Origin of the sequence: Massilia sp. Mn16-1_5 (assembly GCF_004798585.1) — a bacterium.
Taxonomy (GTDB): Bacteria; Pseudomonadota; Gammaproteobacteria; order Burkholderiales; family Burkholderiaceae_D; genus Telluria.
Genome location: NZ_PPXQ01000002.1, coordinates 18,100 through 40,493 on the forward strand (window position 1 = coordinate 18,100; position 22,394 = coordinate 40,493).

Annotated in this window: 17 protein-coding genes and 3 tRNA genes; 12 read left to right on the top strand and 8 right to left on the bottom strand. The window is 65.0% G+C overall.

Going from position 1 to position 22,394, the window contains the following annotated elements; genetic code table 11:
- Window positions 1-53 precede the first annotated feature (53 nt).
- The 4 genes from C2862_RS02090 (at window position 54) to C2862_RS02105 (ending at window position 3,786) form a co-directional block, all read left to right on the top strand.
- Window positions 54-650, top strand: a complete 597-nt coding sequence (locus C2862_RS02090) for a MarC family protein (protein WP_136218471.1) — start codon at window positions 54-56, stop codon at window positions 648-650.
- Between the two features lies 1 nt (window position 651).
- Window positions 652-2,688, top strand: a complete 2,037-nt coding sequence (locus C2862_RS02095; RefSeq protein WP_136218472.1) for an ATP-binding protein — start codon at window positions 652-654, stop codon at window positions 2,686-2,688.
- 73 nt (window positions 2,689-2,761) lie between these two features.
- On the top strand, window positions 2,762-3,202 hold the full coding sequence (locus C2862_RS02100; protein WP_136218473.1) for an FKBP-type peptidyl-prolyl cis-trans isomerase: 441 nt from the start codon (window positions 2,762-2,764) through the stop codon (window positions 3,200-3,202).
- A gap of 122 nt (window positions 3,203-3,324) precedes the next feature.
- On the top strand, window positions 3,325-3,786 hold the full coding sequence (locus C2862_RS02105; RefSeq protein ID WP_168709984.1) for an RES family NAD+ phosphorylase: 462 nt from the start codon (window positions 3,325-3,327) through the stop codon (window positions 3,784-3,786).
- 195 nt (window positions 3,787-3,981) lie between these two features.
- On the opposite strand, the gene uvrB is transcribed toward C2862_RS02105, so the two are convergent.
- Window positions 3,982-6,087 (bottom strand): excinuclease ABC subunit UvrB, encoded by a 2,106-nt coding sequence (gene uvrB, locus C2862_RS02110; protein WP_136218475.1) that lies wholly within the window; start codon window positions 6,085-6,087, stop codon window positions 3,982-3,984.
- Between the two features lie 115 nt (window positions 6,088-6,202).
- Here uvrB and C2862_RS02115 point away from each other — a divergent pair, with 115 nt between their 5' ends.
- Window positions 6,203-7,414 (top strand): amino acid aminotransferase, encoded by a 1,212-nt coding sequence (locus C2862_RS02115; protein ID WP_136218476.1) that lies wholly within the window; start codon window positions 6,203-6,205, stop codon window positions 7,412-7,414.
- A 50-nt stretch (window positions 7,415-7,464) separates the two neighbouring features.
- A tRNA-Asn gene (locus tag C2862_RS02120) sits at window positions 7,465-7,540 on the top strand.
- A 199-nt stretch (window positions 7,541-7,739) separates the two neighbouring features.
- Here C2862_RS02120 and C2862_RS02125 read toward each other — a convergent pair.
- On the bottom strand, window positions 7,740-8,636 hold the full coding sequence (locus C2862_RS02125; protein WP_136218477.1) for a LysR family transcriptional regulator: 897 nt from the start codon (window positions 8,634-8,636) through the stop codon (window positions 7,740-7,742).
- A 134-nt stretch (window positions 8,637-8,770) separates the two neighbouring features.
- Between C2862_RS02125 and C2862_RS02130 the strand changes: the two genes are divergently transcribed.
- The 3 genes from C2862_RS02130 (at window position 8,771) to C2862_RS02140 (ending at window position 10,896) form a co-directional block, all read left to right on the top strand.
- Window positions 8,771-9,304: a 2,4'-dihydroxyacetophenone dioxygenase family protein gene (locus C2862_RS02130; RefSeq protein ID WP_136218478.1), complete on the top strand. Its 534-nt coding sequence runs from the start codon at window positions 8,771-8,773 to the stop codon at window positions 9,302-9,304.
- Between the two features lie 88 nt (window positions 9,305-9,392).
- Window positions 9,393-10,739, top strand: a complete 1,347-nt coding sequence (locus tag C2862_RS02135) for an MFS transporter (RefSeq protein ID WP_136218479.1) — start codon at window positions 9,393-9,395, stop codon at window positions 10,737-10,739.
- An 81-nt stretch (window positions 10,740-10,820) separates the two neighbouring features.
- Window positions 10,821-10,896 (top strand) — tRNA-Asn (locus C2862_RS02140).
- 49 nt (window positions 10,897-10,945) lie between these two features.
- Here C2862_RS02140 and purT read toward each other — a convergent pair.
- On the bottom strand, window positions 10,946-12,148 hold the full coding sequence (gene purT, locus C2862_RS02145; RefSeq protein WP_136218480.1) for a formate-dependent phosphoribosylglycinamide formyltransferase: 1,203 nt from the start codon (window positions 12,146-12,148) through the stop codon (window positions 10,946-10,948).
- 133 nt (window positions 12,149-12,281) lie between these two features.
- On the opposite strand from purT, the gene C2862_RS02150 reads away from it, so the two are divergent.
- Window positions 12,282-12,357: transfer RNA gene (locus tag C2862_RS02150), tRNA-Asn, on the top strand.
- Between the two features lie 215 nt (window positions 12,358-12,572).
- Here the strand turns inward: C2862_RS02150 and C2862_RS02155 are convergent.
- Window positions 12,573-14,096: an amidase gene (locus C2862_RS02155; RefSeq protein ID WP_136218481.1), complete on the bottom strand. Its 1,524-nt coding sequence runs from the start codon at window positions 14,094-14,096 to the stop codon at window positions 12,573-12,575.
- A gap of 67 nt (window positions 14,097-14,163) precedes the next feature.
- On the bottom strand, window positions 14,164-14,457 hold the full coding sequence (locus C2862_RS02160) for a hypothetical protein (RefSeq protein WP_136218482.1): 294 nt from the start codon (window positions 14,455-14,457) through the stop codon (window positions 14,164-14,166).
- Between the two features lie 170 nt (window positions 14,458-14,627).
- On the opposite strand from C2862_RS02160, the gene C2862_RS02165 reads away from it, so the two are divergent.
- The gene (locus C2862_RS02165; protein WP_136218483.1) at window positions 14,628-16,286 is read left to right on the top strand and encodes a response regulator; all 1,659 of its coding nucleotides are present in this window, start codon (window positions 14,628-14,630) and stop codon (window positions 16,284-16,286) included.
- Between the two features lie 24 nt (window positions 16,287-16,310).
- Here the strand turns inward: C2862_RS02165 and C2862_RS02170 are convergent, their stop codons facing one another.
- A complete protein-coding gene (locus C2862_RS02170) occupies window positions 16,311-16,766 on the bottom strand; it encodes a response regulator (RefSeq protein ID WP_136218484.1) in 456 nt (151 codons plus the stop codon).
- A gap of 18 nt (window positions 16,767-16,784) precedes the next feature.
- Window positions 16,785-19,025 (bottom strand): ATP-binding protein, encoded by a 2,241-nt coding sequence (locus C2862_RS02175; protein WP_136218485.1) that lies wholly within the window; start codon window positions 19,023-19,025, stop codon window positions 16,785-16,787.
- 246 nt (window positions 19,026-19,271) lie between these two features.
- Here C2862_RS02175 and C2862_RS02180 point away from each other — a divergent pair, with 246 nt between their 5' ends.
- On the top strand, window positions 19,272-21,173 hold the full coding sequence (locus tag C2862_RS02180) for a PAS domain-containing sensor histidine kinase (protein WP_136218486.1): 1,902 nt from the start codon (window positions 19,272-19,274) through the stop codon (window positions 21,171-21,173).
- A gap of 17 nt (window positions 21,174-21,190) precedes the next feature.
- On the opposite strand, the gene C2862_RS02185 is transcribed toward C2862_RS02180, so the two are convergent.
- Window positions 21,191-22,366 carry a triacylglycerol lipase gene (locus C2862_RS02185; RefSeq protein ID WP_168709985.1) on the bottom strand — a complete coding sequence of 392 codons (1,176 nt, stop codon included), beginning with the start codon at window positions 22,364-22,366 and terminating at the stop codon, window positions 21,191-21,193.
- Window positions 22,367-22,394: the final 28 nt, after the last annotated feature.

Here is a 22,394-nt window from a genome sequence, read left to right on the forward strand (position 1 = left end):
TCGGTTAAGATTGTGTCGCATCTCTTTATTGCCGGGAAACCAAGAAAAACAACATGACCCAAAGCTTCTTCCAGACCTTCATCCTGCTCATCCTCGTCACTGACCCTTTCGGCAACGTTCCCTTGTTCGCCACCGCCCTGAAGGACACGCCGCTGCACCGCCGGCCGCGCATCGTCGTGCGCGAGTGCGCGATCGCGTTCCTGCTGCTCCTGATCTTCATGTTCTTCGGCCAGCACTTCCTGGCCGCCTTGCACCTGAGCCCGATCGCGCTGCGCATCGGTGGCGCCGTAATCCTGCTGATCATCGCAATCCGCATGATCTTCCCGCATCCGGACGGCGTACTTGGCCGCAGCGAGCACGGCGAACCGTTTATCGTGCCGCTGGCCATTCCCGCGCTGGCAGGCCCGTCGGCACTGGCGACCGTGTTGCTGTTCAGCTCGAATTCGGTGGCTGAAACCATGGTGCATGTCGCGGCCCTGGCTGCGGTCGGCGTGGTCTGGCTGATGGTGTTCCTGAGCGCCGAGCGCCTCCAGCAAAAGCTGGGGCCGCAGGTGATGACGGCGTTCGAGCGCCTGATGGGACTGATCCTGACGGCGATGTCGGTCGAGATGCTGCTGGGCGGCATTCGAGATTTTGTGAAGACCCTGTGAGATGAGCAACCCGGACGCCTCCACCCCGCAGCACGATGACGCGGCTTCGCTGATCTTCCTCAGCGGTGGCGGCGAGATGGGCGCCATGATGCGCGCCCACGACTGGTCGCGCTCGCCGCTGGGCCACCCGTCCACCTGGCCGCAGGCCCTGCGCACGGTGGTGGCGCTGATGCTGAACTCGGCTTTCCCGATGTTCGTCGCCTGGGGCAAGGATCTCGGCTTCCTGTACAACGACGCCTACGTCCAGGTTCTCGGCGAGAAGCACCCGGCCTCGCTGGGTGCGCCGTTCTACGACATCTGGAAGGAGATCTGGCAGGACATCAACCCGCTGATCGAGCGGGCGCTGCAGGGCGAGGCGACCTACATGGAAAAGCTGCCGCTGCTGATGAACCGCCACGGCTACGACGAGCAGACCTGGTTCACCTTTTCGTATTCTCCCGTGCGCGACGACAGCGGCACGCCTGCCGGCGTGTATTGCGCCTGCGTCGAGGTGACCGGGCAGGTGCTGGCCGAGCGCTACCGCGACGAGGAGAACAAGCGCCTGGTGACCCTGTTCGAGCAGGCGCCCGGCATCATCGCGGTGCTGCGCGGTCCCGAGCATATCTTCGAAATCACGAATAAAAGCTACATGGAACTGGTCGGGCGCACCGACCTGGTCGGCAAGCCGGCACGCGACGCCTTGCCATACGTGGAAGGGCAGGGCTTCTTCGAGCTGCTCGACCAGGTCTACACGAGCGGCGAGCCCTTCGTCGGCCACGCGGTACCCTTCGACATCGCGCGCGCGCCGGGCGCGCCGCTGGAGCGCCGCTATCTCGACTTCATCTACCAGCCGATCCGTGACCCAGCCGGCGACGTGGTCGGCATCTTCGTCGAGGGCAGCGACATGACCGTGCGCAAGCAGGTCGAGGACGAACTGCGCGCCGCGAATCGCCAGAAAGACCAGTTCCTGGCGATGCTGGCGCATGAGCTGCGCAACCCGCTGGCGCCGATCACGACCGCCGCCCAGCTGCTCAAGATGGGCACGCTGGACGCGAAAGCCATCCGCAATGCCAGCGAGATCATCGCGCGCCAGGCCGAGCACATGACGGATCTCGTGAACGACCTGCTGGACGTCTCGCGCGTGACGCGCGGCCTGGTCACGCTGGACAAGGAAGAGCTCGACCTCAACGCCGTGGTGGCCGGCGCGCTGGAACAGGTACGTCCGCTGATCGAATCGAAACGCCATTCGCTGACGATGCAGCTGTCGGGCGAGCCGGTGCACGTGCTGGGCGACCGCACGCGCCTGGTGCAGGTGCTGTCGAATATCCTGAACAATGCCGCGAAATACACGCCGCCCGGCGGCGAGATCGTCCTGCGCGTGACGGCCCTCGAGGACCACGTCGTCGTCACCGTGCGCGACAACGGCATCGGCATCGAGCCGGACGTGCTGCCGTATATCTTCGAGCTGTTCACCCAGGCCGAGCGCACGCCGGACCGTTCGCAGGGAGGCCTCGGGATTGGCCTCGCGCTGGTCAAAAGCCTGGTCGCGCTGCACGGCGGCAAAGTCGATGCGCGCAGCGAAGCGCCGGGCAAGGGCAGCGAATTCGAGATCTGCCTGCCGCGCATGGACACGGGCGCGGCGGCGACGCCGGAGGCAAACGGCGAATCGCTTGCTGCGCGCGCCCAGCCGCTGCGCGTGGTGGTGGTCGACGACAACCAGGATGCGGCCCAGATGCTGGCGACGCTGCTGGAAGTGCAGGGCCATTCGGTGTCGGTGGAATACGACGGCCGCGGCGCGGTGCTGCGCGCCCGCATCGAGCGTCCGCACGTGATGCTGCTCGACATTGGACTGCCCGATACCGACGGCTACGCCCTGGCGCGCCAGCTGCGCGCGATTTCCGAGCTGCGTGGCGTCACCCTGATCGCGCTGACCGGCTACGGCCAGGACGAGGACCGGCGCATGGCGGAAGAGGCCGGCTTCGACCATCACCTGGTGAAACCGGCGGACCTGGCGCAGGTCACTGCCATCCTCGCTTCGGTCCAGCGCTCCACGGCTTAAGTTTCGGGTGCTTGTGCGAAGCGCATTGTTCGGCAATACTGCCGTGCGCTTCACTCACATAAAAAGGACAAGCATGAAACAAGCAATCTCGGCCCTCGGCCTCGCCCTGTTCCTGAGCGCTGCCGCCGCCGGCACCGCCGTGGCCGCAACGCCGGCAGCCCCTGCCGCTCAGGCACAAGGTCTGCAAAAGATCGACACCGTCGTCGGCAAGGGCAAGGAAGCCGTCGCCGGCAAGACCGTCGTGGTCCACTACACCGGCTGGCTGTACGCGCCGACAGCGCCGAAGCAGCGCGGCCAGCAGTTCGACAGCTCGGTCGGCGGCGAACCGTTCACCTTCCCGCTGGGCATGGGTGGCGTCATCAAGGGCTGGGACCAGGGCGTGACCGGCATGAAGGTCGGCGGCAAGCGCACGCTGGTGATTCCGGCGGAACTCGGCTACGGCCAGCGTGGCGCCGGCCCGATCCCGCCGGGCGCGACCTTGTTGTTCGATGTCGAGCTGCTCGACGTGAAATAAAGCGCTTCCTGGTGCGACAGAGAGCGGCCTGCGGGCCGCTTTTTGTTGTCCGCCCGATCCGTGCGCAAGCCTGCGCAGCGCTCGTTGTATGCTGAGATCAATTATGTATCGGCATGCATACGATGAGGACCTGGAGAATTGCAATCGAAAAGGCGGCGCTCGATCGGGAGTGCAAGGGCGCGCGCGAGAGCGGCGGTCACTGGCACAGCGAAGGCCAGCCGGCCTTGTACGCGGCGATGACAGTGGAGCTGGCGGTGCTGGAAAAGTTCGTGCACACCGAGGAGGTCGACGAGGAGCCGCTGGTGCTGGTGGCGATCGATCTGCCGGACGATCCGGAGCTTGGGCTGGACGTCTCTGCCGATGACCTGCCTGAAGGGTGGGACGCGCTGGAGGATGGCGGCAGCGCCACGGCGTTCGGTACGGCTTTCCTGAAGAAGCGCGAACATCTTTATATGCGCGTGCCGTCGGTGATCGTCGGTGAGGGCGTGAACCTCGTCATCAATCCGGCGCATCACGCGTATGAAGAGGTCAAGCTGAGTATCGCGCGGAGCTTCAGTTTTAATCCGCGGATGTTCAAGCGTTAGGGCAGGGAAGCATTGGACAGGTCTTCCGATGGCGCTAAACGCGCGGGCATGCCCGCCCTACGTTACGCCACCGTCTCGTGAACTTTCTACCGCAAGTGGTGCACCGTAGGGCGGGCATGCCCGCGCGGATCACCGTCTGCGTTCCGGCGAATTTTCACTTCGAACAAAAAAACGGCGCCACTGGCGCCGTTCTGCTTACTTGCCCAACATCGACACCACATTGTCCGCCCCCGGCGCCCCGAAGGCCTGCTGCTTGAGCACATGCAGCTGGTCGCGCACCTGCGCCGCTTTCTCGAACTCGAGGTTCTTGGCGTGGTCAACCATGAGCTTCTCGAGGCGCTTGATCTCCTTCGAGATCTGCTTCTCGCTCATGCCCTCGACCTTGGCCGTCGCTTCCGCTTCCGCCAGGGAAGTGGCACCTTCGGCCATGGCCTTCTGCGCAGCATTGCTGTAGACGCCGTCGATCAGTTCCTTGATCTTCTTCTGCACACCCTTCGGCGTGATGCCGTTCGCCTCGTTGAAGGCGATCTGCTTGGCGCGGCGGCGTTCGGTTTCGTCGATCGCGCGGCGCATCGAGTCGGTAATGTGATCCGCGTACAGGATCGCCACGCCGTTCAGGTTACGCGCCGCGCGGCCGATGGTCTGGATCAGCGAGCGCTCGGAACGCAGGAAGCCTTCCTTGTCGGCGTCCAGGATCGCGACCAGCGACACTTCCGGCAAGTCCAGGCCCTCGCGCAGCAGGTTAATGCCGATCAGGACGTCGAAGGTGCCGAGACGCAGGTCGCGCAGGATCTCGACACGTTCCACCGTCTCGATGTCGCTGTGCAGGTAGCGCACCTTGATGCCGTGGTCGCTCAGGTATTCCGTCAGCTGCTCGGCCATGCGCTTGGTCAGCGTGGTCACCAGCACGCGCTCGTCCTTCTTGATGCGGTCGTTAATCTCGCTCATCAGGTCGTCCACCTGCGACAGGGCGGGGCGCACGATGACTTGCGGGTCGACCAGGCCGGTCGGACGCACCACCTGCTCGACCACGTTGTCCGCATGCGAATTCTCGTATTCGGCCGGGGTCGCAGAGACGAAGATCGTCTGGCGCATCTTCGACTCGAATTCCTCGAATTTCAAAGGCCGGTTGTCGAGCGCCGAGGGCAGGCGGAAGCCGTAGTCGACGAGATTCGTCTTCCTCGAACGGTCGCCGTTGTACATGGCGCTGAGCTGGCCGACCAGCACGTGCGACTCGTCCATGAACATGATCGCGTCCTTCGGCAGGTAGTCGACCAGGGTCGGCGGCGGTTCGCCCGGCATCGATCCGGACAGGTGGCGCGAGTAGTTCTCGATGCCCTTGGTGAAACCGATCTCGGCCAACATCTCGAGGTCGAAGCGGGTGCGCTGTTCCAGGCGCTGTTCTTCGATCAGCTTGTTTTGCTGGCGGAATTCCTCGAGGCGGTCTTTCAGCTCGGCCTTGATCGACTCGACCGCGCGCAGCACGGTCGAGCGCGGCGTCACGTAGTGCGAACCCGGATACACGGTGAAGCGCGGGATCTTCTGGCGCACGCGGCCGGTCAGCGGGTCGAACAGCTGCAGCGATTCGATCTCGTCGTCGAACATCTCGACGCGGATGGCCAGCTCGGCGTGCTCGGCCGGGAAGATGTCGATGGTATCGCCGCGCACGCGGAAAGTACCGCGGCCGAAGTCCATCTCGTTGCGCGTGTACTGCATCTGGATCAGGCGCGCGATGATGTCGCGCTGGGCCACCTTGTCCTTGTGGCGCAGCGTCAGGATCATCTTGTGGTATTCGTTCGGATTACCGATACCGTAGATGGCCGACACGGTGGCGACGATAACGACGTCGCGCCGCTCCATCAGCGACTTGGTGCACGACAGACGCATCTGCTCGATGTGCTCGTTGATCGACGAGTCCTTTTCGATGAACAGGTCGCGCTGCGGCACATAGGCTTCCGGCTGGTAGTAATCATAGTAGGACACGAAATACTCGACCGCGTTCTGCGGGAAGAATTCGCGGAACTCCGAGTACAGCTGGGCCGCCAGGGTTTTATTTGGCGCGAACACGATCGCCGGCCGGCCGGCCTTGGCGATCACGTTGGCCATCGTGTAGGTTTTACCGGAACCCGTCACGCCGAGCAGGGTCTGGTACATCAGGCCGTCGTCGATGCCTTCGACCAGGCCGTCGATCGCGGTCGGCTGGTCGCCGGCGGGCGGGAAGGGCTGGTGCAGCTTGAATGGCGACCCCGGGTAAGTAATAACCGTAGGTTCCGGGGAATTTGCGATGGATAAATCAGCCATACTTTCAGACCTTTGCTAGAATGGGGATTCGTTTGCGGCACTGCAGCAGAGGTATCGCTGCGGTGCCGCTGTCTATACAACTGCTGCGATCCACCGACAAAATCAGTTTATCACGATGACTTCCACCGCCTCCGCCAGCCTCTTCGGCGCCATCGACATGGCCCCGCGCGACCCGATCCTGGGCATCACCGAAGCATTCAACGCCGATACGAACCCGGCGAAAATCAACCTGGGAGTCGGCGTCTACTATGACGATAACGGCAAGGTGCCTCTGCTGCAGTGCGTGCAGAAAGCGGAAGCGAAATTGATGGAGCAGCTGTCGCCGCGCACCTACCTTCCGATCGAAGGCCTGGCAGCGTACGACAAAGCCGTGCAGGAGCTTGTATTTGGGGCCGACAGCGCGGTAATTCAAGAGAAACGTGCAGTCACCGTGCAAGCCATCGGCGGCACCGGCGCACTGAAGATCGGCGCCGACTTCCTGAAGCGTTTCTCGCCCGATTCGCAAGTCTTCATCAGCGATCCGAGCTGGGAAAACCACCGCGCCCTGTTCGAGTCGGCTGGTTTCATCGTCAACAACTACACCTATTACGATCCAGCCACCCATGGCGTGAACTTCGAAGGCATGCTGGCCTCGCTGCGCAAGATGGACGCCGGCTCGATCGTCGTGCTGCACGCTTGCTGCCACAACCCGACCGGCGCCGACCTCACGCAAGACCAGTGGGGCCAGGTGATCGAGGCGGTGCAGCAGGGCGGCCTGATTCCCTTCCTCGACATGGCCTACCAGGGCTTCGGCGCGGGCATCGCGGAAGACGGCGCCGTGGTGCGCCGCTTTGTCGACGCCGGCGGCCCGCTGCTGGTCTCGAACTCGTTCTCGAAGTCCTTCTCGCTGTACGGCGAGCGCGTCGGCGCGCTGTCGGTGGTTGCTTCGAGCGGCGAAGAAGCGGCACGCCTGCTGTCGCAGCTCAAGCGCGTCGTGCGCACCAACTACTCGAACCCGCCTTCGCATGGCGGCAAGGTCGTCGCCACCGTGCTGTCGACGCCGGAACTGCGCCAGCTGTGGGAAGACGAACTGGCCGGCATGCGCGTGCGCATCAAGCAGATGCGCGAAGCGCTGGTCGAGAAGCTGGCCGCCAAGGCGCCTGGCTACGACTTCGGTTTCGTGCGCGAGCAGGTCGGCATGTTCTCGTATTCGGGCCTGACGAAAGAGCAAGTCGGCAAGCTGCGCGACGAATCGATCTATGCGGTCGACACCGGCCGTATCTGCGTTGCCGCGCTGAATTCGAAGAACATCGATCTCGTCGTTGACGCGATCGCCAAAGTCCTCTAAAATCTTGGCTCTTCGCTGCTGAACTTGTTTGGCAGCAAAGAGCAAGCAATTCCCTGATAGCTCAGTCGGTAGAGCGACGGACTGTTAATCCGCAGGTCCCTGGTTCGAGTCCAGGTCGGGGAGCCAGAATACGAAAAAGAGTTTCGAGAAATCGGAACTCTTTTTTTTCGTCGGTAGTACTGGTCACGTCACCGATGTCCGCAAACACTGCTCGACTTTCCGCGCGGGCATGCCCGCCCTACAACTGCAGGTCCCTGGTTCGAGTCCAGGTCGGGGAGCCAGAATACGAAAAGGAGTTTCGAGAAATCGGAACTCTTTTTTTCGTTTACGCATCCCGCGGAAATTTTTCTCCCATGAAGGCCAAAAACGCCTGCACCCGCGGGCTGAGGTGCTTGCGCCCCTGGTACACCAGGTACAGCGGCTCCTGCGCCGGCGGCTGGTAGTCGGCCAGCACCCGCACCAGCCGGCCGCTGCGCAAGTCTTCGCCCACGTGGAATTCGGCCAGCCGCACCAATCCCATGCCATGGCGCGCCAGCTGCAGCAGCATGTCGCCCTGGTTGGCGCCGACATTGCCTTCGGCGGCGACGGTGCGCGCTTCGCCATGTTCCAGCACGGGCCAGGCGTTCCAGTCGGTGCGCTGGCTGAAGTTGAGGCAGTTGTGCCGGGCCAGGTCGTCGGGTGTCTGCGGCGTGCCATGGCGCGCCAGGTAGGAGGGCGCCGCGCAGATGATCCAGGCGCTGTCGAGCAGGCGGCGCGCAACCAGGGACGAGTCGGGCAGGGGGCCGCCCTGGATCGAGACGTCGATGCGCTGTTCGGCGAAATCGACCGGCTCGTTGGTGAGGTGGAACTCGATGCGCAGCTTCGGGTGCCGCGCCAGGAATTCGCCGACGATCGGCGCCAGCTGGTACTTGGCGAAGGTGACCATCGAGTGCACGCGCAAGGTGCCGCTGACCTCGCCCGAGCAGGCCAGCACCGCATTCTCGGCGTTGCGCAGCGCGGCGAAGATGGTCTGGCCTTCGTCGTAGAGCACGCGTCCGGCTTCGGTCAGCGTGAGCGCGCGCGAGCTGCGGTGGAACAGGCGCGCCTGCAGGCGGTCTTCCAGGCGCGACACCAGTTTGCTCACGGCGGAGGGCGACAGCTCCAGCCGGCGCCCGGCGGCGGAAAAGCTGCCGCTGTCGACCGCCGCCACGAACACTTCCAACTCGCTCAACTGTATCGACACCGGCCCACCTGTGAAATTTCGTCATCGTCCATTGACGATTATCGCATTGTCCACTCCGCGTGCGGGGCGCAAGATGGTCTTCTGCCGCGCAGGCTCCATCCCGGCGCCGGCGCCAACCGAACAAGGAGAACCAAGTGTCCAAGTCGACCGAACGTACCCACCCGAGCAGCCTGGTGGGCTTTTCCCAGCCGATCCCCCGTTTCGCCATCAACGACCTGGTCGTTCCCGATGCGGTGCCGGAAGACGAACGCGAATGGGTGCCGCAGGCGCCAAACGTCTGGTTCCGTCCGCTCATCCTGAACGTCACGCAAGGCTATTTCGTCAACGTGCTGCGCGTGCGTAAAAGCGGCGTGCTGTCGCGCCACCGTCACGACGGCCCGGTGCATGCCCACGTCCTCAAGGGCCGCTGGTACTACCTCGAACACGACTGGACCGCGATCGAAGGCTCGTACGCGCACGAGATCCCGGGCGAGATCCACACCCTGTACGTGCCGGAAGACGTGACCGAGATGATGACGCTGTTCCATGTGACCGGCGCCTACACCTATCTCGACGAGGAAGGCAAGCCGACCGGCTACGAGGACGTGTTCACCAAGCTGGAAGCGGCTGTGAAGCATTACGAAGCCGTGGGCCTCGGCACCGACTACGTGCGCCGCTTCATCCGGTAAGCGCAGGGGCTCGTCCACGCTTGCTTGAACACAGGAGACAGCCCGCCGATGCAGCGGGCGTGCAATGATGAAAAAAAGGAGCAGCAACATGAGTACCGATACCCCCGGCATCGCCCTCCCGCTCGGGAGTGGCGCAGCCGCCGCAAGCGAGCAGGCGCAGGTCTACCGAAAGGTCAGCCTGCGGCTGATTCCTTTCCTGTTCATCTGCTACGTCGCGGCCTATCTCGACCGCATCAACATCGGCTTCGCACAATTGCAGATGAAGGCCGACCTCGGCTTTTCCGATGCGGTGTACGGCCTGGGCGCCGGCATCTTCTTCTTCGGCTACGCGCTGTTCGAAGTGCCGAGCAACCTGTTGCTGGAAAAGATCGGCGCGCGCAAGACGCTGCTGCGCATCATGGTGCTGTGGGGCCTGACCTCGGCCGGCATGATGTTCGTCACCACGCCGACCCAGCTCTACATCGCGCGCTTCCTGCTGGGGCTGTTCGAAGCCGGTTTCTTCCCCGGCATGATCCTGTACTTCACCTATTGGTACCCCTCGAAGATGCGCGCCAGGATCATCGCGCTCTTCATGTCGGGCATGGCGGTGGCCGGCATCATCGGCGGACCGCTGTCGGGCTGGATCATGAACGACATGGCCGGCGTCAACGGCTGGCGCGGCTGGCAGTGGATGTTCCTGCTCGAAGGCATCCCGGCCGTGCTGCTGGGCGTGATGGCGTGGTTCCTGCTCGACGACCGTCCGGGCCAGGCGACGTGGCTGTCGAAGCGTGAAAAGGAGCTCATCGAGCACACGCTGCAGCAGGACCAGCACGACCTCGGCCCGGCCCACCACGGCTCGCTGCGCCATGCGCTGCGCGATCCGAAGATCTACATCCTCGCCTTCGCCTACTTCACTTTCATTGCCGGCACCTACGTGATCACGTTCTGGCTGCCGACCATCGTCAAGAGCTTCGGCGTCACCGATCCGCTGCGCATCGGCCTGCTGACCGCGATCCCGTACATCATCGGCGCGATCGGGATGGTAGTACTGAGTAAAAACTCGGACCGCACCCGCGAACGCCGCTGGCACGCCGCCGGCGCCGCCTTCCTCGGCGGAGCGGGCCTGGTGGTGGCCAGCCTGCTGCCGGGACAGTTGGCGCTGGCGCTGGTGGCGCTCTCCTTTGCGACGATCGGCATCCTGGCCACGATGCCGCTGTTCTGGGCGATGCCGACCGCCTACCTGTCGGGTCCGGCCGCGGCGGGCGGGATCGCGCTGATCAATTCGCTCGGCCTGATCGGCGGCTTCGTCAGCCCTTTCGTCATCGGCTGGTTCAAGACGGCGACGGGAAGCGTCAACTACGGCCTGTATTTCGTGACGGCGCTGATGGTGCTGGGCGGGATCGCGCTGCTGGTCGGCGTGCCGGCGAAGGCGCTGCGCGAGAAGCGGGAAGGGTGACCGGACCGGCAAGGCCTGCACGAAGAAGTTTCGTGCAGGCCTTGCAGAATGCCGCTGAGCAGTTATAATGCCAAGCTCAATTCCCTGATAGCTCAGTCGGTAGAGCGACGGACTGTTAATCCGCAGGTCCCTGGTTCGAGTCCAGGTCGGGGAGCCAGAATTCAGCAGTAAGCAAAAGGCCGCGTCGATGACGCGGCCTTTTTGTTTTATGCCCCGCGTACCGGCTTCACCTTCGAGGCCGCCGCCAGCGCCCGTTCGCGGGAGGTCTCGACGTCGTCAGCGGTGGCCAGCGCCACGCCCATGCGCCGGCGCGTGAAGGACTCCGGCTTGCCGAACAGGCGGATGTCGCTGCCCGGCACCTGCAGGGCCTCGGCCACGCCTTCGAAGGCGATTCCCTGCGCATCCATGCCGCCGTAGATCACGGCCGAGGCGCCCGGAGCGCGCAGTGCCGTGTTGACCGGCAGGCCGAGCACCGCCTTCGCGTGCAGCTCGAATTCGCTCTGCAGCTGCGTGGCCATGGTGACCATGCCGGTATCGTGCGGGCGCGGGCTCACTTCCGAGAACCAGACCATGTCGCCCTTGACGAACAGCTCGACGCCGAACACGCCCAGGCCGCCGAGGTTGCTGGTCACTTTTTCGGCGATGTCGCGCGAACGCTCGAGAGCGAGGGCGCTCATCGGATGCGGCTGCCAGGATTCCACGTAGTCACCCTGCACCTGCTTGTGGCCGATCGGCTCGCAGAAGCCCGTCTGGATCTCGCCGTCCGCGCCGCGCGAGCGTACCGTCAGCAGGGTGATCTCGTAGTCGAAGTCGATGAAGCCTTCGGCGATCACGCGGCCGGCGTCGACCCGGCCGCCGGCGGCGGCGTAGTCCCAGGCGGCTTTCACGTCGACCGCGCTGTCGAGTTTCGATTGGCCCTTGCCCGAGGAGGACATCACCGGTTTGACGACGCAGGGGAAACCGACGGCCGCGCACGCCTGTTCCAGCTCTTCCAGGCTGCTGGCGAAGCGGTAGGGCGAGGTTGCCAGCCCCAGGGTCTCGGCGGCGAGGCGGCGGATGCCTTCGCGGTTCATCGTCAGCTGGGCGGCGCGCGCGGTCGGGATGCAGGTGATCGTGCCGGCCGCTTCGAGTTCCGCCAGCTTGTCGGTGGCGATCGCCTCGATCTCGGGGATCACGAGGTGGGGCTGTTCCTGCGCGATCAGGGCGGCCAGCGCGTCGCCGTCGGTCATGTCGATCACGTGGGCGCGGTGCGCGACCTGGTGGCCCGGCGCGTTCGGATAGCGGTCGACGGCGACGACTTCGACGCCGAGGCGCTGCAGGGAGATGGTCACCTCCTTGCCGAGTTCGCCGGAGCCGAGCAGCATTACGCGGGTGGCGGAAGGAGAGAGGGGAGTGCCGAGAATGGTCATGGTCTTGTAGAGTGAAGAGCGCCGTGCGCAGGGTGCTGGGACTATAGCAAAGGCGGGTCGAATGCGTGCAAAGTTGAAAAGTTTGTCCGGGACTCGCCAAATCCGGATTGGCCCGCTATAATGTTGCCTCAATTCCCTGATAGCTCAGTCGGTAGAGCGACGGACTGTTAATCCGCAGGTCCCTGGTTCGAGTCCAGGTCGGGGAGCCAGAATATGAAAGAGAGCGTCGAGTGATCGGCGCTCTTTTTTTTTCGTCGTTAGCCGCTGCTGCTGCTGCTGCTGCTGCTGCCGTTGTAGGGTGCGCACTCTGTGCGCACGCGGTTGTGCATTCGCATACCAGCGTCGCCTCAAATCAACCGGTCATACCGCGTGCGCACGGAGTGCGCGGTAAATCCGCCGCTGAGGCCATTGGCCTCAACGGCCCCTACGCAGGCGCCAACTCTGCTTTCACGCCTTCGCGCGCCAACGGCGCCAGCCGATCGAACCACGGCGCCACCCCCTCCAGCTGGTGCGCCAGCTGCAGCAGCCTGTCCTCGGCCCCAAAACGCGCGACGAATTGCACGCCCAGCGGGAGGCCGGCGGCGGTCCAGTGCAGCGGCACCGACATCGCCGGCGTGCCGGTCAGATTGGCCAGCTGGGTGAAGGGCACGTAGCGCAGGCTGTCGCGGGCGATCTTGTTGACGGTCCCTTCCAACAGGCCCAGCCGCGCCAGGATGCCGAGCAGGCCGCTGCGTTGCAGCAGGTCGAGCACGAATTGCTCGCCGCGCGGGGGATCACCCTGGCCGTGGCGGATCGGCGGATGGGCCAGGGTCGGCGTCAGCAGCATGTCGTAGCGGGCATGGAAGCGTGCCAGCGCACGCGAGAAATCGTTCCACTTCGCCAGTTGCGTGGTCAGGTTTCCGGCCGAGACGCTGCCGCCCAGCGTCGCCAGCAGCCGGCTCATCAGTTCGACGTCGGCGCTGCGCGCGCCCAGCGCCTTGCCGCGCGCGACCATGGCCGGCACCTGACCGAAGTACACGTGTAAAAAACTTTCCGCCAGCGCCGCGCCGTCGAGTTCGGGCGCCGCTTCCTCGACTTCGTGACCCAGTCCGCGCAGCAGGGCAACCGTCTTTTGCACGGCCAGCACCGCTTCCGGATGCACCTCGGTGCCGATTGGCGAGACGGTACTGAAACCGATGCGCAGATGCCCGGGATCGCGCCGCATCAGGTCGACGTAGGGCGCGGCCGGCGGGACGATGTCGAACGGGTCGCCCGGCTCGGGACCGGACAGGATGTCGAGCGCCAGCGCCGAGTCGCGCACGCTGCGCGACAACACGCCTTCGGTGGAGGCGCCGAACCAGACTTCGCCGATTGCCGGCCCGGACGATACCCGACCGCGCGAAGGGCGCAGTGCGAATAGTCCGCAGCAGGCGGCCGGGATGCGCAGCGAGCCGCCGCCGTCGTTGCCGGCCGCCATGGGCACGATGCCGCTTGCGACCGCCGCTGCCGCGCCGCCGCTCGAACCGCCGGGCGTATGGTCGAGGTTCCAGGGATTGCTGGCGCGGCCGTAGAGCACCGAATCGGTCACCGCTTTCAAAGCGAATTCCGGGAGGTTGGTCTTGCCGAAGACGACCAGGCCGGCCTGCAGGTAACGGCGCACGACGGCGGCGTGTTCGCTCGGCACATAGCCCTGCATCGAGCGGCTGCCGAAGCTGGTCGGCACGCCGGCGTAATCCTGCACGCCGTCCTTAATCAGGAAGGGCACGCCGGCCAGTGGCCCGCTCGACAAGTGCGCCAGTTGCGCCAGCGCCTGCTTGTCGAGCAGGCGGCAGACGGCATTGATGCGGCCGTGGACGTCGGCATTGCGGGTCAGCGCCAGCGCCAGCAGTTCGGCCGGGGTGGTGTCGCCGCGGCGCACCAGGGCGGCGAGGGCGGTGGCGTCGTGTTGCAGGTAATGGGCGAAGTCCATGGCATCCTCGAGGAATACCCATATGGAATAGCTTCATTGGAATCTTGTCAAGTTAAAATCAAATCCGTCATTTCCTGCGCTTCTTGTCGTTCGACGTGTAGGTACGAGTATAGAAGTCCGGCGGCTTCCTCGCGACCCAATCGATGAAGGCGCGGATCTCCTCGTGGCCGCGCAGCGCTTCCCAGGTATGGTAGGTGCGCAGCAGCTCGCGCTCGGTAAAGGCCGAGTGGATCTTGCGATGACAGATCTTGTGGATCGGGAACTGTTCCTTGCCCTTGAAGGTCTTCGGCACCAGGTGGTGGCGGTCAATGTTGACTGTGCCCAGTTCGCGGCCGCAGAGAGGGCAGAGAGAATCGTCCATGGCTCCTGTCGTGGTAAAAAACATTGTGAATACAATGTGGTGGCGAATCGGAGACCGACAAGCCGAAACGTGAATTTGATGAACTTGCTGTTCACATTGGTGTAGAATCAACGCTTCACAAAATGCAACTTGGCCTTTGCGTGGCGAGCAAAAACGGGGCCCTTCCAACGATGATCGAAGACGAAACGAGTTCCTGTTCGATCCTGCTGATCGATGACGAGCCATTCGCTCAGTCGATCATCGAGCATGGACTGAAAACCTGCGTCAAGCACGTCCTCCATTACGAGTCGAGCCCGGCCCGGGCAGTCGATCTCGTACGCGAGCTGGACATCACCGTGGTGCTGGTCGACCTGCGCATGCCCGACCTCGACGGCTTCGAATTCACGCGCCGCCTGCGCGCCACGCCCGACACCGAACACGTCCCCGTCATCATGCTGTCGTCCGAGGACGATCCGGAAGTCAAGGCGCAAGCCTTTGCCGCCGGCGTCAACGACTACATGGTCAAGTGGCCCGATCCGCGCGAACTGGTCGCACGCGTCCAGTACCACAACGACGCCTGCATCGCCCGGCGCGAGCGCGACGCCGCCTTCGTCTCGCTGCGCCTGAGCCAGCAGCAGCTGGCCGAGAGCCAGTCGGCCCTGCACCAGGCGCAGAAGATGGAAGCTATCGGCCAGCTGACCGGCGGCGTGGCTCACGACTTCAACAACGTGCTGCAGATCATCGGCGGCAACCTGCAATTGCTGAAACTCGTCGGCAACCTGAACGAGGCGGCGCGCACGCGCGTCGAGATGGCGCTGGCCGGCGTCGAGCGCGGCGCCAAGCTGTCCTCGCACCTGCTGGCCTTTGCCCGGCGCCAGCCGCTGCAGGCCGTGGTCCTGAATCCCGGGCACCTGCTGCGCGAGATGGACGACATGATGCGCCGCGTGCTGGGTCCGAATGCGCGCATCGTCACCGATATCGATCCGGCCCTGTGGAGCACGGTCGCCGACCCGAACCAGCTGAACAACGTGCTGCTCAACCTGGCCATCAATGCGCGCGATGCGATGGGCGGCAACGGCAGCTTGCTGATTCGCGCGACCAATGCCGGTGGCGCTGCCGCAGGCAGGGACGCAGCGCTGCCGCCGGGCGTCCCGGCCGGCGAGTACGTCCTCATCGAAGTGGCCGATACCGGCAAGGGCATGCCACCCGAGGTCCTGCAGCGGGCCTTCGAGCCCTTCTTCACGACCAAGCCGGTCGGGAAGGGCACGGGCCTGGGACTGTCGATGGCTTATGGCTTCGTCAAGCAGTCGGGCGGCGAGATCGTGCTCGACAGCGAAGTGGGGCGCGGCACCAGCGTGCGCATCTTCCTGCCGCGCAGCGCCACCGAAGCCGCCCAGCCGGAAGCACCAAGCGATGTGCCGCTGTTCGGCGGCCTGGAAACGATCCTGGTGGTGGAAGACGAGGAAGACGTGCGCAGCTCGACCTGCGCGATCCTGTCCGCCCTCGGCTACGAAGTGCTGGAAGCCTGCGACGCGGCCGGCGCGGTCGAGCTGGTCGAAAGCGGACGCCATATCGACCTGGTGTTCACCGACGTCATCATGCCGGGTCCCGTGAGCAGTCTGCAACTGGGCGAGGCGGTGCGCGCGCACCTGCCGGACGCGCAGATTTTATATACCTCGGGCTACGCGGAAGGGGTATTGGCGCACGAGGGCAAGGTCAGCGCCTCGGTGCACCTGCTGCAGAAACCGTATCATCCGGACGCGCTCAGCGCGCGCATCCGTCATTTGCTGCGGCGCGGACGCGCCGGCACGCTGCAGGCCGCGAGCAACAGCGGCGCGACGGCCGCCTAAGAGCACCCAGGCGCTCTAAGCCGCTTACTTCGGCGGCGTGTAGCGGAACGAGCCCGGCGGCGGTTCGTTCAGCACGGCCCAGAACATGCCGAGGTCGGCAATCGCGCGCAGGAAATCCTTGAAATCGACCGGCTTGACGACGTAGGCATTCACGCCCAGCGAGTAGCTCGTGATCAGGTCCTGTTCTTCCTTCGACGAGGTCAGCATCACGACCGGCATGCTTTTCAGCGACTCGGTCTTGCGGATCGTCGCCAGCACTTCCAGGCCGTCGACTTTCGGCAGCTTCAGGTCGAGCAGGGTGACGGCCGGGTTGCCTTCCGGACGCTCGGCAAATTCGCCGCGGCGCAGCAGGTAGTCGAGCGCCTCGGCGCCGTCGCGCACGACCACGACTTCGTTGGCAAGCTGGCTGCGCGCCAGCGCCACCAGGGTCAGCTCGAGGTCGTTCGGATTGTCTTCGACCAGCAGGATGGGTTTTAACATGGTTGGCTTGCCTGGCGTTTAAAGTGCGAGTTTGCGCGGGATACTGAAGGAGAAGGTGGCGCCCTGGCCGAGTGTCGAGTCTGCCCAGGCGCGTCCGCCGTGGCGTTCGACGATGCGGCGCACGTTGGCCAGGCCGATGCCGGTGCCCTGGAAGTCTTCCATCCGGTGCAGGCGCTGGAACACGCCGAACAGCTTGTGCACGTATTCCATGTTGAAGCCGGCGCCGTTGTCGGCGACGTGGAACACCGTTTCGTGCTCGTCCTGCTCGGACCAGATGCGGATCCGGGCCGGGTCGCGCCCGCCACTGAATTTCACCGCGTTCGACAGCAGGTTCTGCACGGCCAGGTGCAGGAAGGTCGGGTCGGCGGTGATGCGCGGCAGTGGCGCGACGTCCCATTCGATGTTGCGGCCGGCCGTGTCGAGCGACAGCTTGTCGATGCAGGAAGCGAGCAGCTTCGACATGTCGACCTCGACCGGGCGCAGGGCGGCGCGGCCCATCTGCGAAAAACTCAGCAGGTCGTCGACCAGCTTGCCGGCCAGGCGCGCCGATTCCTTGATGTTGGTGAGGAAGCGCTGGCGCATGGCCGTGTCCTCGCTGCCGGCGGACTCCAGCAGCAGGTCGGAGAAGCCGACGATGTGGCGCAGCGGCGCGCGCAGGTCATGCGAGACCGAATACGAAAACGCCTCCAGTTCCTTGTTGGCGCGGCCCAGCTCCTCGGCCAGTTCCGCCATCTGCTCGGCGCGTTCGAGCGCGATGCCGAGCAGGGCGCTGCGGAATTCGCCCGTCAGCTCGATCTCGGCCACGTGCCAGGGCTGGCTGACGCCGTGGATGACTTCGCGCCAGGTAGCGAAGCTGGTGCGCGGACTGAGCTGCGTGGGCGTCGGCATCCCCTCCTTTTCATGCGGATTGCCGGCCCACTCGATGGTATGCACCACCTCGGGACGGAACCACAGCAGGTAGTGCTTGTGCAGGCGCGAGATCGGCATGGCCAGCAGGCCGCTGGCATTGCGCCGGATGGCGGCCCCGCCCGGATACGCGGCCGACAACTGGTCGGTATGGTAGATCTCGGCGCCGTGGCCTTCCGTTTCGAGCCAGGTGACCAGCTCGCCAATCGCGCGGGCGTCGGGCGTGTCGCCCCAGGTCAGCACGCGTTCGTCGGTGACGACGGCCACGCCGCCGGCGCGCGCAAAGCGCAGCAGTTCCGGGAAGACGCCGCTCATGTTCTCGATGACGTCGGCGCCCTTGGTGAGATTGCCCAGCATGGCCACCATCATGCGCCGTACCTCGAGGCGGAACTGCAGCTCGGTCGCGTCCTCGCGCGACTCGATGCACAGCGCCAGCACCTGGCCCAGCTGCTCGCAGGCGGTGCGCTTTTCAAAGGCGAGCGGGCAGGGCGTCTCGTTGTGGCAGGAGATCAGGCCCCACAGTTTGCCCTTGACCATCAGCGACACCGACATCGAAGCCAGCGTGCCCATGTTGCGCATGTATTGCAGGTGCACGGGCGAGACGCTGCGCAGGGCGGCAAAGGAGAGGTCGTTGCGTGCGCCCGTCACGGGATTTTCCGCCGGCACCAGCGGCGCCGGGACATAATTCGCGTCCTGGATCAGGCGGATGCGCGAGAGCGCATACAGCTCGCGCGCCTGGGCCGGGATGTCGGTTGCCGGAAACCGTTGTCCCATGTACGAGTGGTACGCCTCTTCCTTGGACTCGGCCATGACGTGGCCATGGCCGTCGCGGTCGAACTGGTAGACCATCACGCGGCCGAAACCGGTCACCATGCGTACGTGGTGGGCCGCCAGCGTGGCCAGCGACTCCACCGACTGGGTCTCGTTCACGTTCAGCAGGAAGTCGCCCAGCAGCGGATACAGATTGCGGAAGTCCGGTGCTTCGGCGCGCTCGACGGCTTCGCATTCGAGCACGGTCACGCTGTCCCACACGTGGCCGAGGGCGTCGAAATGGGCGCCGTTGCCGGCCGTAATCGTACCCAGGTAGAAGGGACGGTTGCCCAGGCTGCCATTGGTGAGCGCCGGCAGCAGGCGCTCGGCCGCGTCCAGGCCGATGACCTGGGCCAGCGGCCGTCCGCAAGCGGCCTCGGCGTCGACGCCGGTCCAGCGCGCCAGGTTGGCGCTGGCCTGCAAGACCTGCCCGTCCGGCGCCAGCGTCAGCAGGAAGCCATGGGGCTGGATGCTGCCGGGAGTACGGATCGGTTCCCGGTCACAGCCGGACAGGTCGAGCGGTGCGGAAGAAGGTGGAGTCATGAGGCGCGGCGCGGGCACGGCTGGGTTGCAAAAGCAGTATTCTAGCGTGAAAGGCAAGGGCCGGTGCGAGGCCGGGCCGGCATTTTCCGCACAGTGCAACGCCGGAACGAATGGACAAGTTTTTGAGGCGATCGCGGCTTGACCTTTCTGTAAAGACATGGACGATCTGGCAATGTCGCGTGGCTGGAAAACGCCATTTGGGTTTATTATCCTGCATTATTCCGCCATTGCGAGCTCTCGCCACCGATGACCAACCAACCTGCCAAGAAGACGCTGACCGAAGAACAGCGCTTCCAGTACCTGATTTCCGGGATCAGCGACTACGCGATCTACATGCTCGATCCCGAAGGCCATGTCAGCAGCTGGAATGCAGGCGCCCAGCGTTTCAAGGGCTACCTGGCGCCGGAAATCCTGGGTCAGCATTTCTCGCGCTTCTACACCCCCGAGGACCGGGCCACGAACCTGCCCGAGCGCGCGCTGGCGACCGCCTTGGCCGAAGGCAAGTATGAAGCCGAAGGCTGGCGCATGCGCCAGGACGGCACGCGCTTCTGGGCCAGCGTCGTGATCGACCCGATCTACGACGAACAGGGTACGCTGCTGGGCTACGCCAAGATCACGCGCGACATCACCGAGAAGCGCCAGGCCGAGCAGGCGCTGCGTGCCAGCGAGGAACGCTTCCGCCTGCTGGTGCAGGGCGTCACCGACTATGCTATCTACATGCTCTCGCCCGATGGGACGGTGACCAACTGGAACGTCGGTGCCGAGCGTATCAAGGGCTATAGCTACAACGAAATCGTCGGCCAGCACTTTTCGCGCTTCTATACCGAGGAAGACCGCGGCGCCGGCCTGCCGGCGCGGGCGCTCGGCAATGCCGCGCGCGAGGGGCGCTACGAAGCCGAAGGCTGGCGCCTGCGCAAGGACGGCACCCGCTTCTGGGCCCACGTCGTGATCGACGCGGTCCACGACGAGATGGGTTCGCTGATCGGTTTCGCCAAGATCACGCGCGACCTGACCGAGAAAAAGAAGGCCGATGCCGCCCTGGCGGAAGCCAACGCGGCCCTGTTCCAGGCGCAGAAGATGGAATCGATCGGCCAGCTGACCGGCGGCATCGCGCACGACTTCAACAACCTGCTGTCGGTGCTGGCCAGCGGCCTGGAAGTGCTGGCCCTGGGCCGTGGCGCCGGCGCCGACGCCAAGACCTTCGACAGCATGCGGCGCGCGATCGACCGCGGCGCCACGCTGACCCAGCAGCTGCTCGCCTTTGCGCGCCAGCAGCCGCTGCAGCCGGAAACGCGCAGCGTGAACCGCCTGATTTCCGGTTTCGAATCCGTGCTGCGGCGGGCCGTGAACGCCTCGATCGACTTCCAGGTCAAGCTCGAACCGCAGATTCGCACCACCGTCATCGACAGCGCGCGCTTCGAGTCGGCGATCCTGAACCTGGTCGTCAACGCGCGCGACGCCATGCCCGAGGGCGGCCACCTGCAGATCGAGACCGCCAACGTCGACCTCGTCGAAGGCGAGGTGCGCGGCCTGGCGCCGGGCCCGTATGTGCGCGTGACCGTGAGCGACACCGGCACCGGCATGACGCCCGAGACCGCCGCACGCGCCTTCGAACCCTTCTACACCACCAAGGAAGTAGGCAAGGGGACCGGCCTCGGCCTGTCCCAGGTGTACGGCTTCATCAAGCAGTCGGGCGGCGAAGTCGTGATCGGCACCGCGCCGGGCGAAGGCACGTCGATCTCCATTTTCCTGCCGGCCGCGCCCGGCCAGGATGGCGGCACGCACCAGGACAACACCGAACTGGTGCTGATCGTCGAAGACGAGCCCGACCTGATGGACGTCGCCTCGGCGCTCTTCATCAGCATGGGCTACGAGGTCGTCACCGCATCGGGCAGCCAGGAAGCCATAAAGCTGCTGGCCACGCGTGACGTCGACATCCTGTTCACCGACGTCATCATGCCAGGCATGAACGGCATCGAGCTGGCGACTTATACGCAAGCGAACTATCCCGAGGTGAAGACGATCCTCGCCTCGGGCTATCCACTGCCGGCCCTGAAGCTCGAGAATGCCAAGCTGGACGATTTCGTCTTCGTCGGCAAGCCCTATCGCCTGTCCGACCTGGCGCGCGCGCTGCGCTCGGCGGCGTAAGACAGACGGCGCCCTGCTCACAGCGCAAACAGGATATCGCTGATGCGCTCGTAGACCGGTTCGGCCGGCGGCCCCTTGTTCGGCCAGTTCAGGATGTCGAAGTGGTCGTAGCCCCGATAGTTCCCCAGGAAATTCCAGGTGCCCGGCAGCGGCGTGCCGTCGAAGTCGCGCACCGGATGCCCGGCGGGCGCACGCATGCTGTTCGTATTGACCACGCCGTCGTTGGCGAACCAGGCGGCGTCGACGCGCACCCGCCCGGGCGCATCCTGGGTGTAGCCGCCCATCCCATGCTGCAGCATCGAGGGCACGATCCATTCCCCGGCATAGGTCTTGTAGTAGGTGAACATGTCGTTGCGCGGGTACTGGTAATAGCGGTTCTGCAGCGGCGCGATCGTGCGGTCGGTGTCGTTGCAGCAGGTCGCGCCGGCTTCGGTGGCGACCGTGCCGACCGAAAAATAATAGACGCGGGGCGAGGTGCGGGCCCAGGCATTGAAGTTGCGCGCGCCGTCGGGGGCCAGTTCCCAATTGGCGAGATCGGCCAGCAGCCAGTCGCGCAGGGGCGAACGCAGTTCGGGCAGGATGTCGAGCACGGCGTCGCGCAGGGTGGTGCCGTTGTGCGGCGCCGAGATCGTGGTGACGCTGCGGATCCAGCCGAACTTGCCGCCGCGGTAGAGATCGCCGTTGCCGGCCTGCGGGTCGCCGTGTTCCAGCAGTTCGACCAGGGCGCGGATGGTCGTGCCGCCCTGGCTGTGGCCGATCATGTGCAGCGGGTGCCCGGCGTCCCAGGCCGGATACAGCGCGGGCGGGTAGCCCAGCGGGTTGTTCGCGGGATCGGCCGCCCAGCACTGGACCGCCTTGTCGGCGGTGCCGGCGCTGCGGGGCCGCGCGCCGTAGTCGACGCAGCCGCCCTTGAGCTGCGCATACAGTTCGGCTGCGCGCTCGCGGTTGCTGGCGATGGCGCCGACGGTTGCGGTGAAGACCGTGTGCGGTCCGCGATAACTGCGCAGGTGGGCGGCCAGGTCGCCGTAGCCGCCCCAGTACAGGAAACCGCTGCGCGGGAACTGGTCGGGACCGAAGCCGAGGAAGCCGTGCACCAGCACGATGGGATTGTCATTGCCGGCTCGGGCCGTGCCCGTCAGCTGGGCAAGCGTCAGGAGGAGCGCGGCAAGGAGAATCCGGTACAGACGCGGCATGAAGCTCTCCGGAAGGTCGAAGGCTTCA

Coding starts and splice junctions, on each gene's coding strand:
- C2862_RS02090 (WP_136218471.1), top strand. CDS start 54: ATGACCCAAAGCTTCTTCCAGACCTTCATCCTGCTCATCCTCGTCACT.
- C2862_RS02095 (WP_136218472.1), top strand. CDS start 652: ATGAGCAACCCGGACGCCTCCACCCCGCAGCACGATGACGCGGCTTCG.
- C2862_RS02100 (WP_136218473.1), top strand. CDS start 2,762: ATGAAACAAGCAATCTCGGCCCTCGGCCTCGCCCTGTTCCTGAGCGCT.
- C2862_RS02105 (WP_168709984.1), top strand. CDS start 3,325: ATGAGGACCTGGAGAATTGCAATCGAAAAGGCGGCGCTCGATCGGGAG.
- uvrB (WP_136218475.1), bottom strand. CDS start 6,087: ATGGCTGATTTATCCATCGCAAATTCCCCGGAACCTACGGTTATTACT.
- C2862_RS02115 (WP_136218476.1), top strand. CDS start 6,203: ATGACTTCCACCGCCTCCGCCAGCCTCTTCGGCGCCATCGACATGGCC.
- C2862_RS02135 (WP_136218479.1), top strand. CDS start 9,393: ATGAGTACCGATACCCCCGGCATCGCCCTCCCGCTCGGGAGTGGCGCA.
- purT (WP_136218480.1), bottom strand. CDS start 12,148: ATGACCATTCTCGGCACTCCCCTCTCTCCTTCCGCCACCCGCGTAATG.
- C2862_RS02155 (WP_136218481.1), bottom strand. CDS start 14,096: ATGGACTTCGCCCATTACCTGCAACACGACGCCACCGCCCTCGCCGCC.
- C2862_RS02160 (WP_136218482.1), bottom strand. CDS start 14,457: ATGGACGATTCTCTCTGCCCTCTCTGCGGCCGCGAACTGGGCACAGTC.
- C2862_RS02165 (WP_136218483.1), top strand. CDS start 14,628: ATGATCGAAGACGAAACGAGTTCCTGTTCGATCCTGCTGATCGATGAC.
- C2862_RS02170 (WP_136218484.1), bottom strand. CDS start 16,766: ATGTTAAAACCCATCCTGCTGGTCGAAGACAATCCGAACGACCTCGAG.
- C2862_RS02175 (WP_136218485.1), bottom strand. CDS start 19,025: ATGACTCCACCTTCTTCCGCACCGCTCGACCTGTCCGGCTGTGACCGG.
- C2862_RS02180 (WP_136218486.1), top strand. CDS start 19,272: ATGACCAACCAACCTGCCAAGAAGACGCTGACCGAAGAACAGCGCTTC.
- C2862_RS02185 (WP_168709985.1), bottom strand. CDS start 22,366: ATGCCGCGTCTGTACCGGATTCTCCTTGCCGCGCTCCTCCTGACGCTT.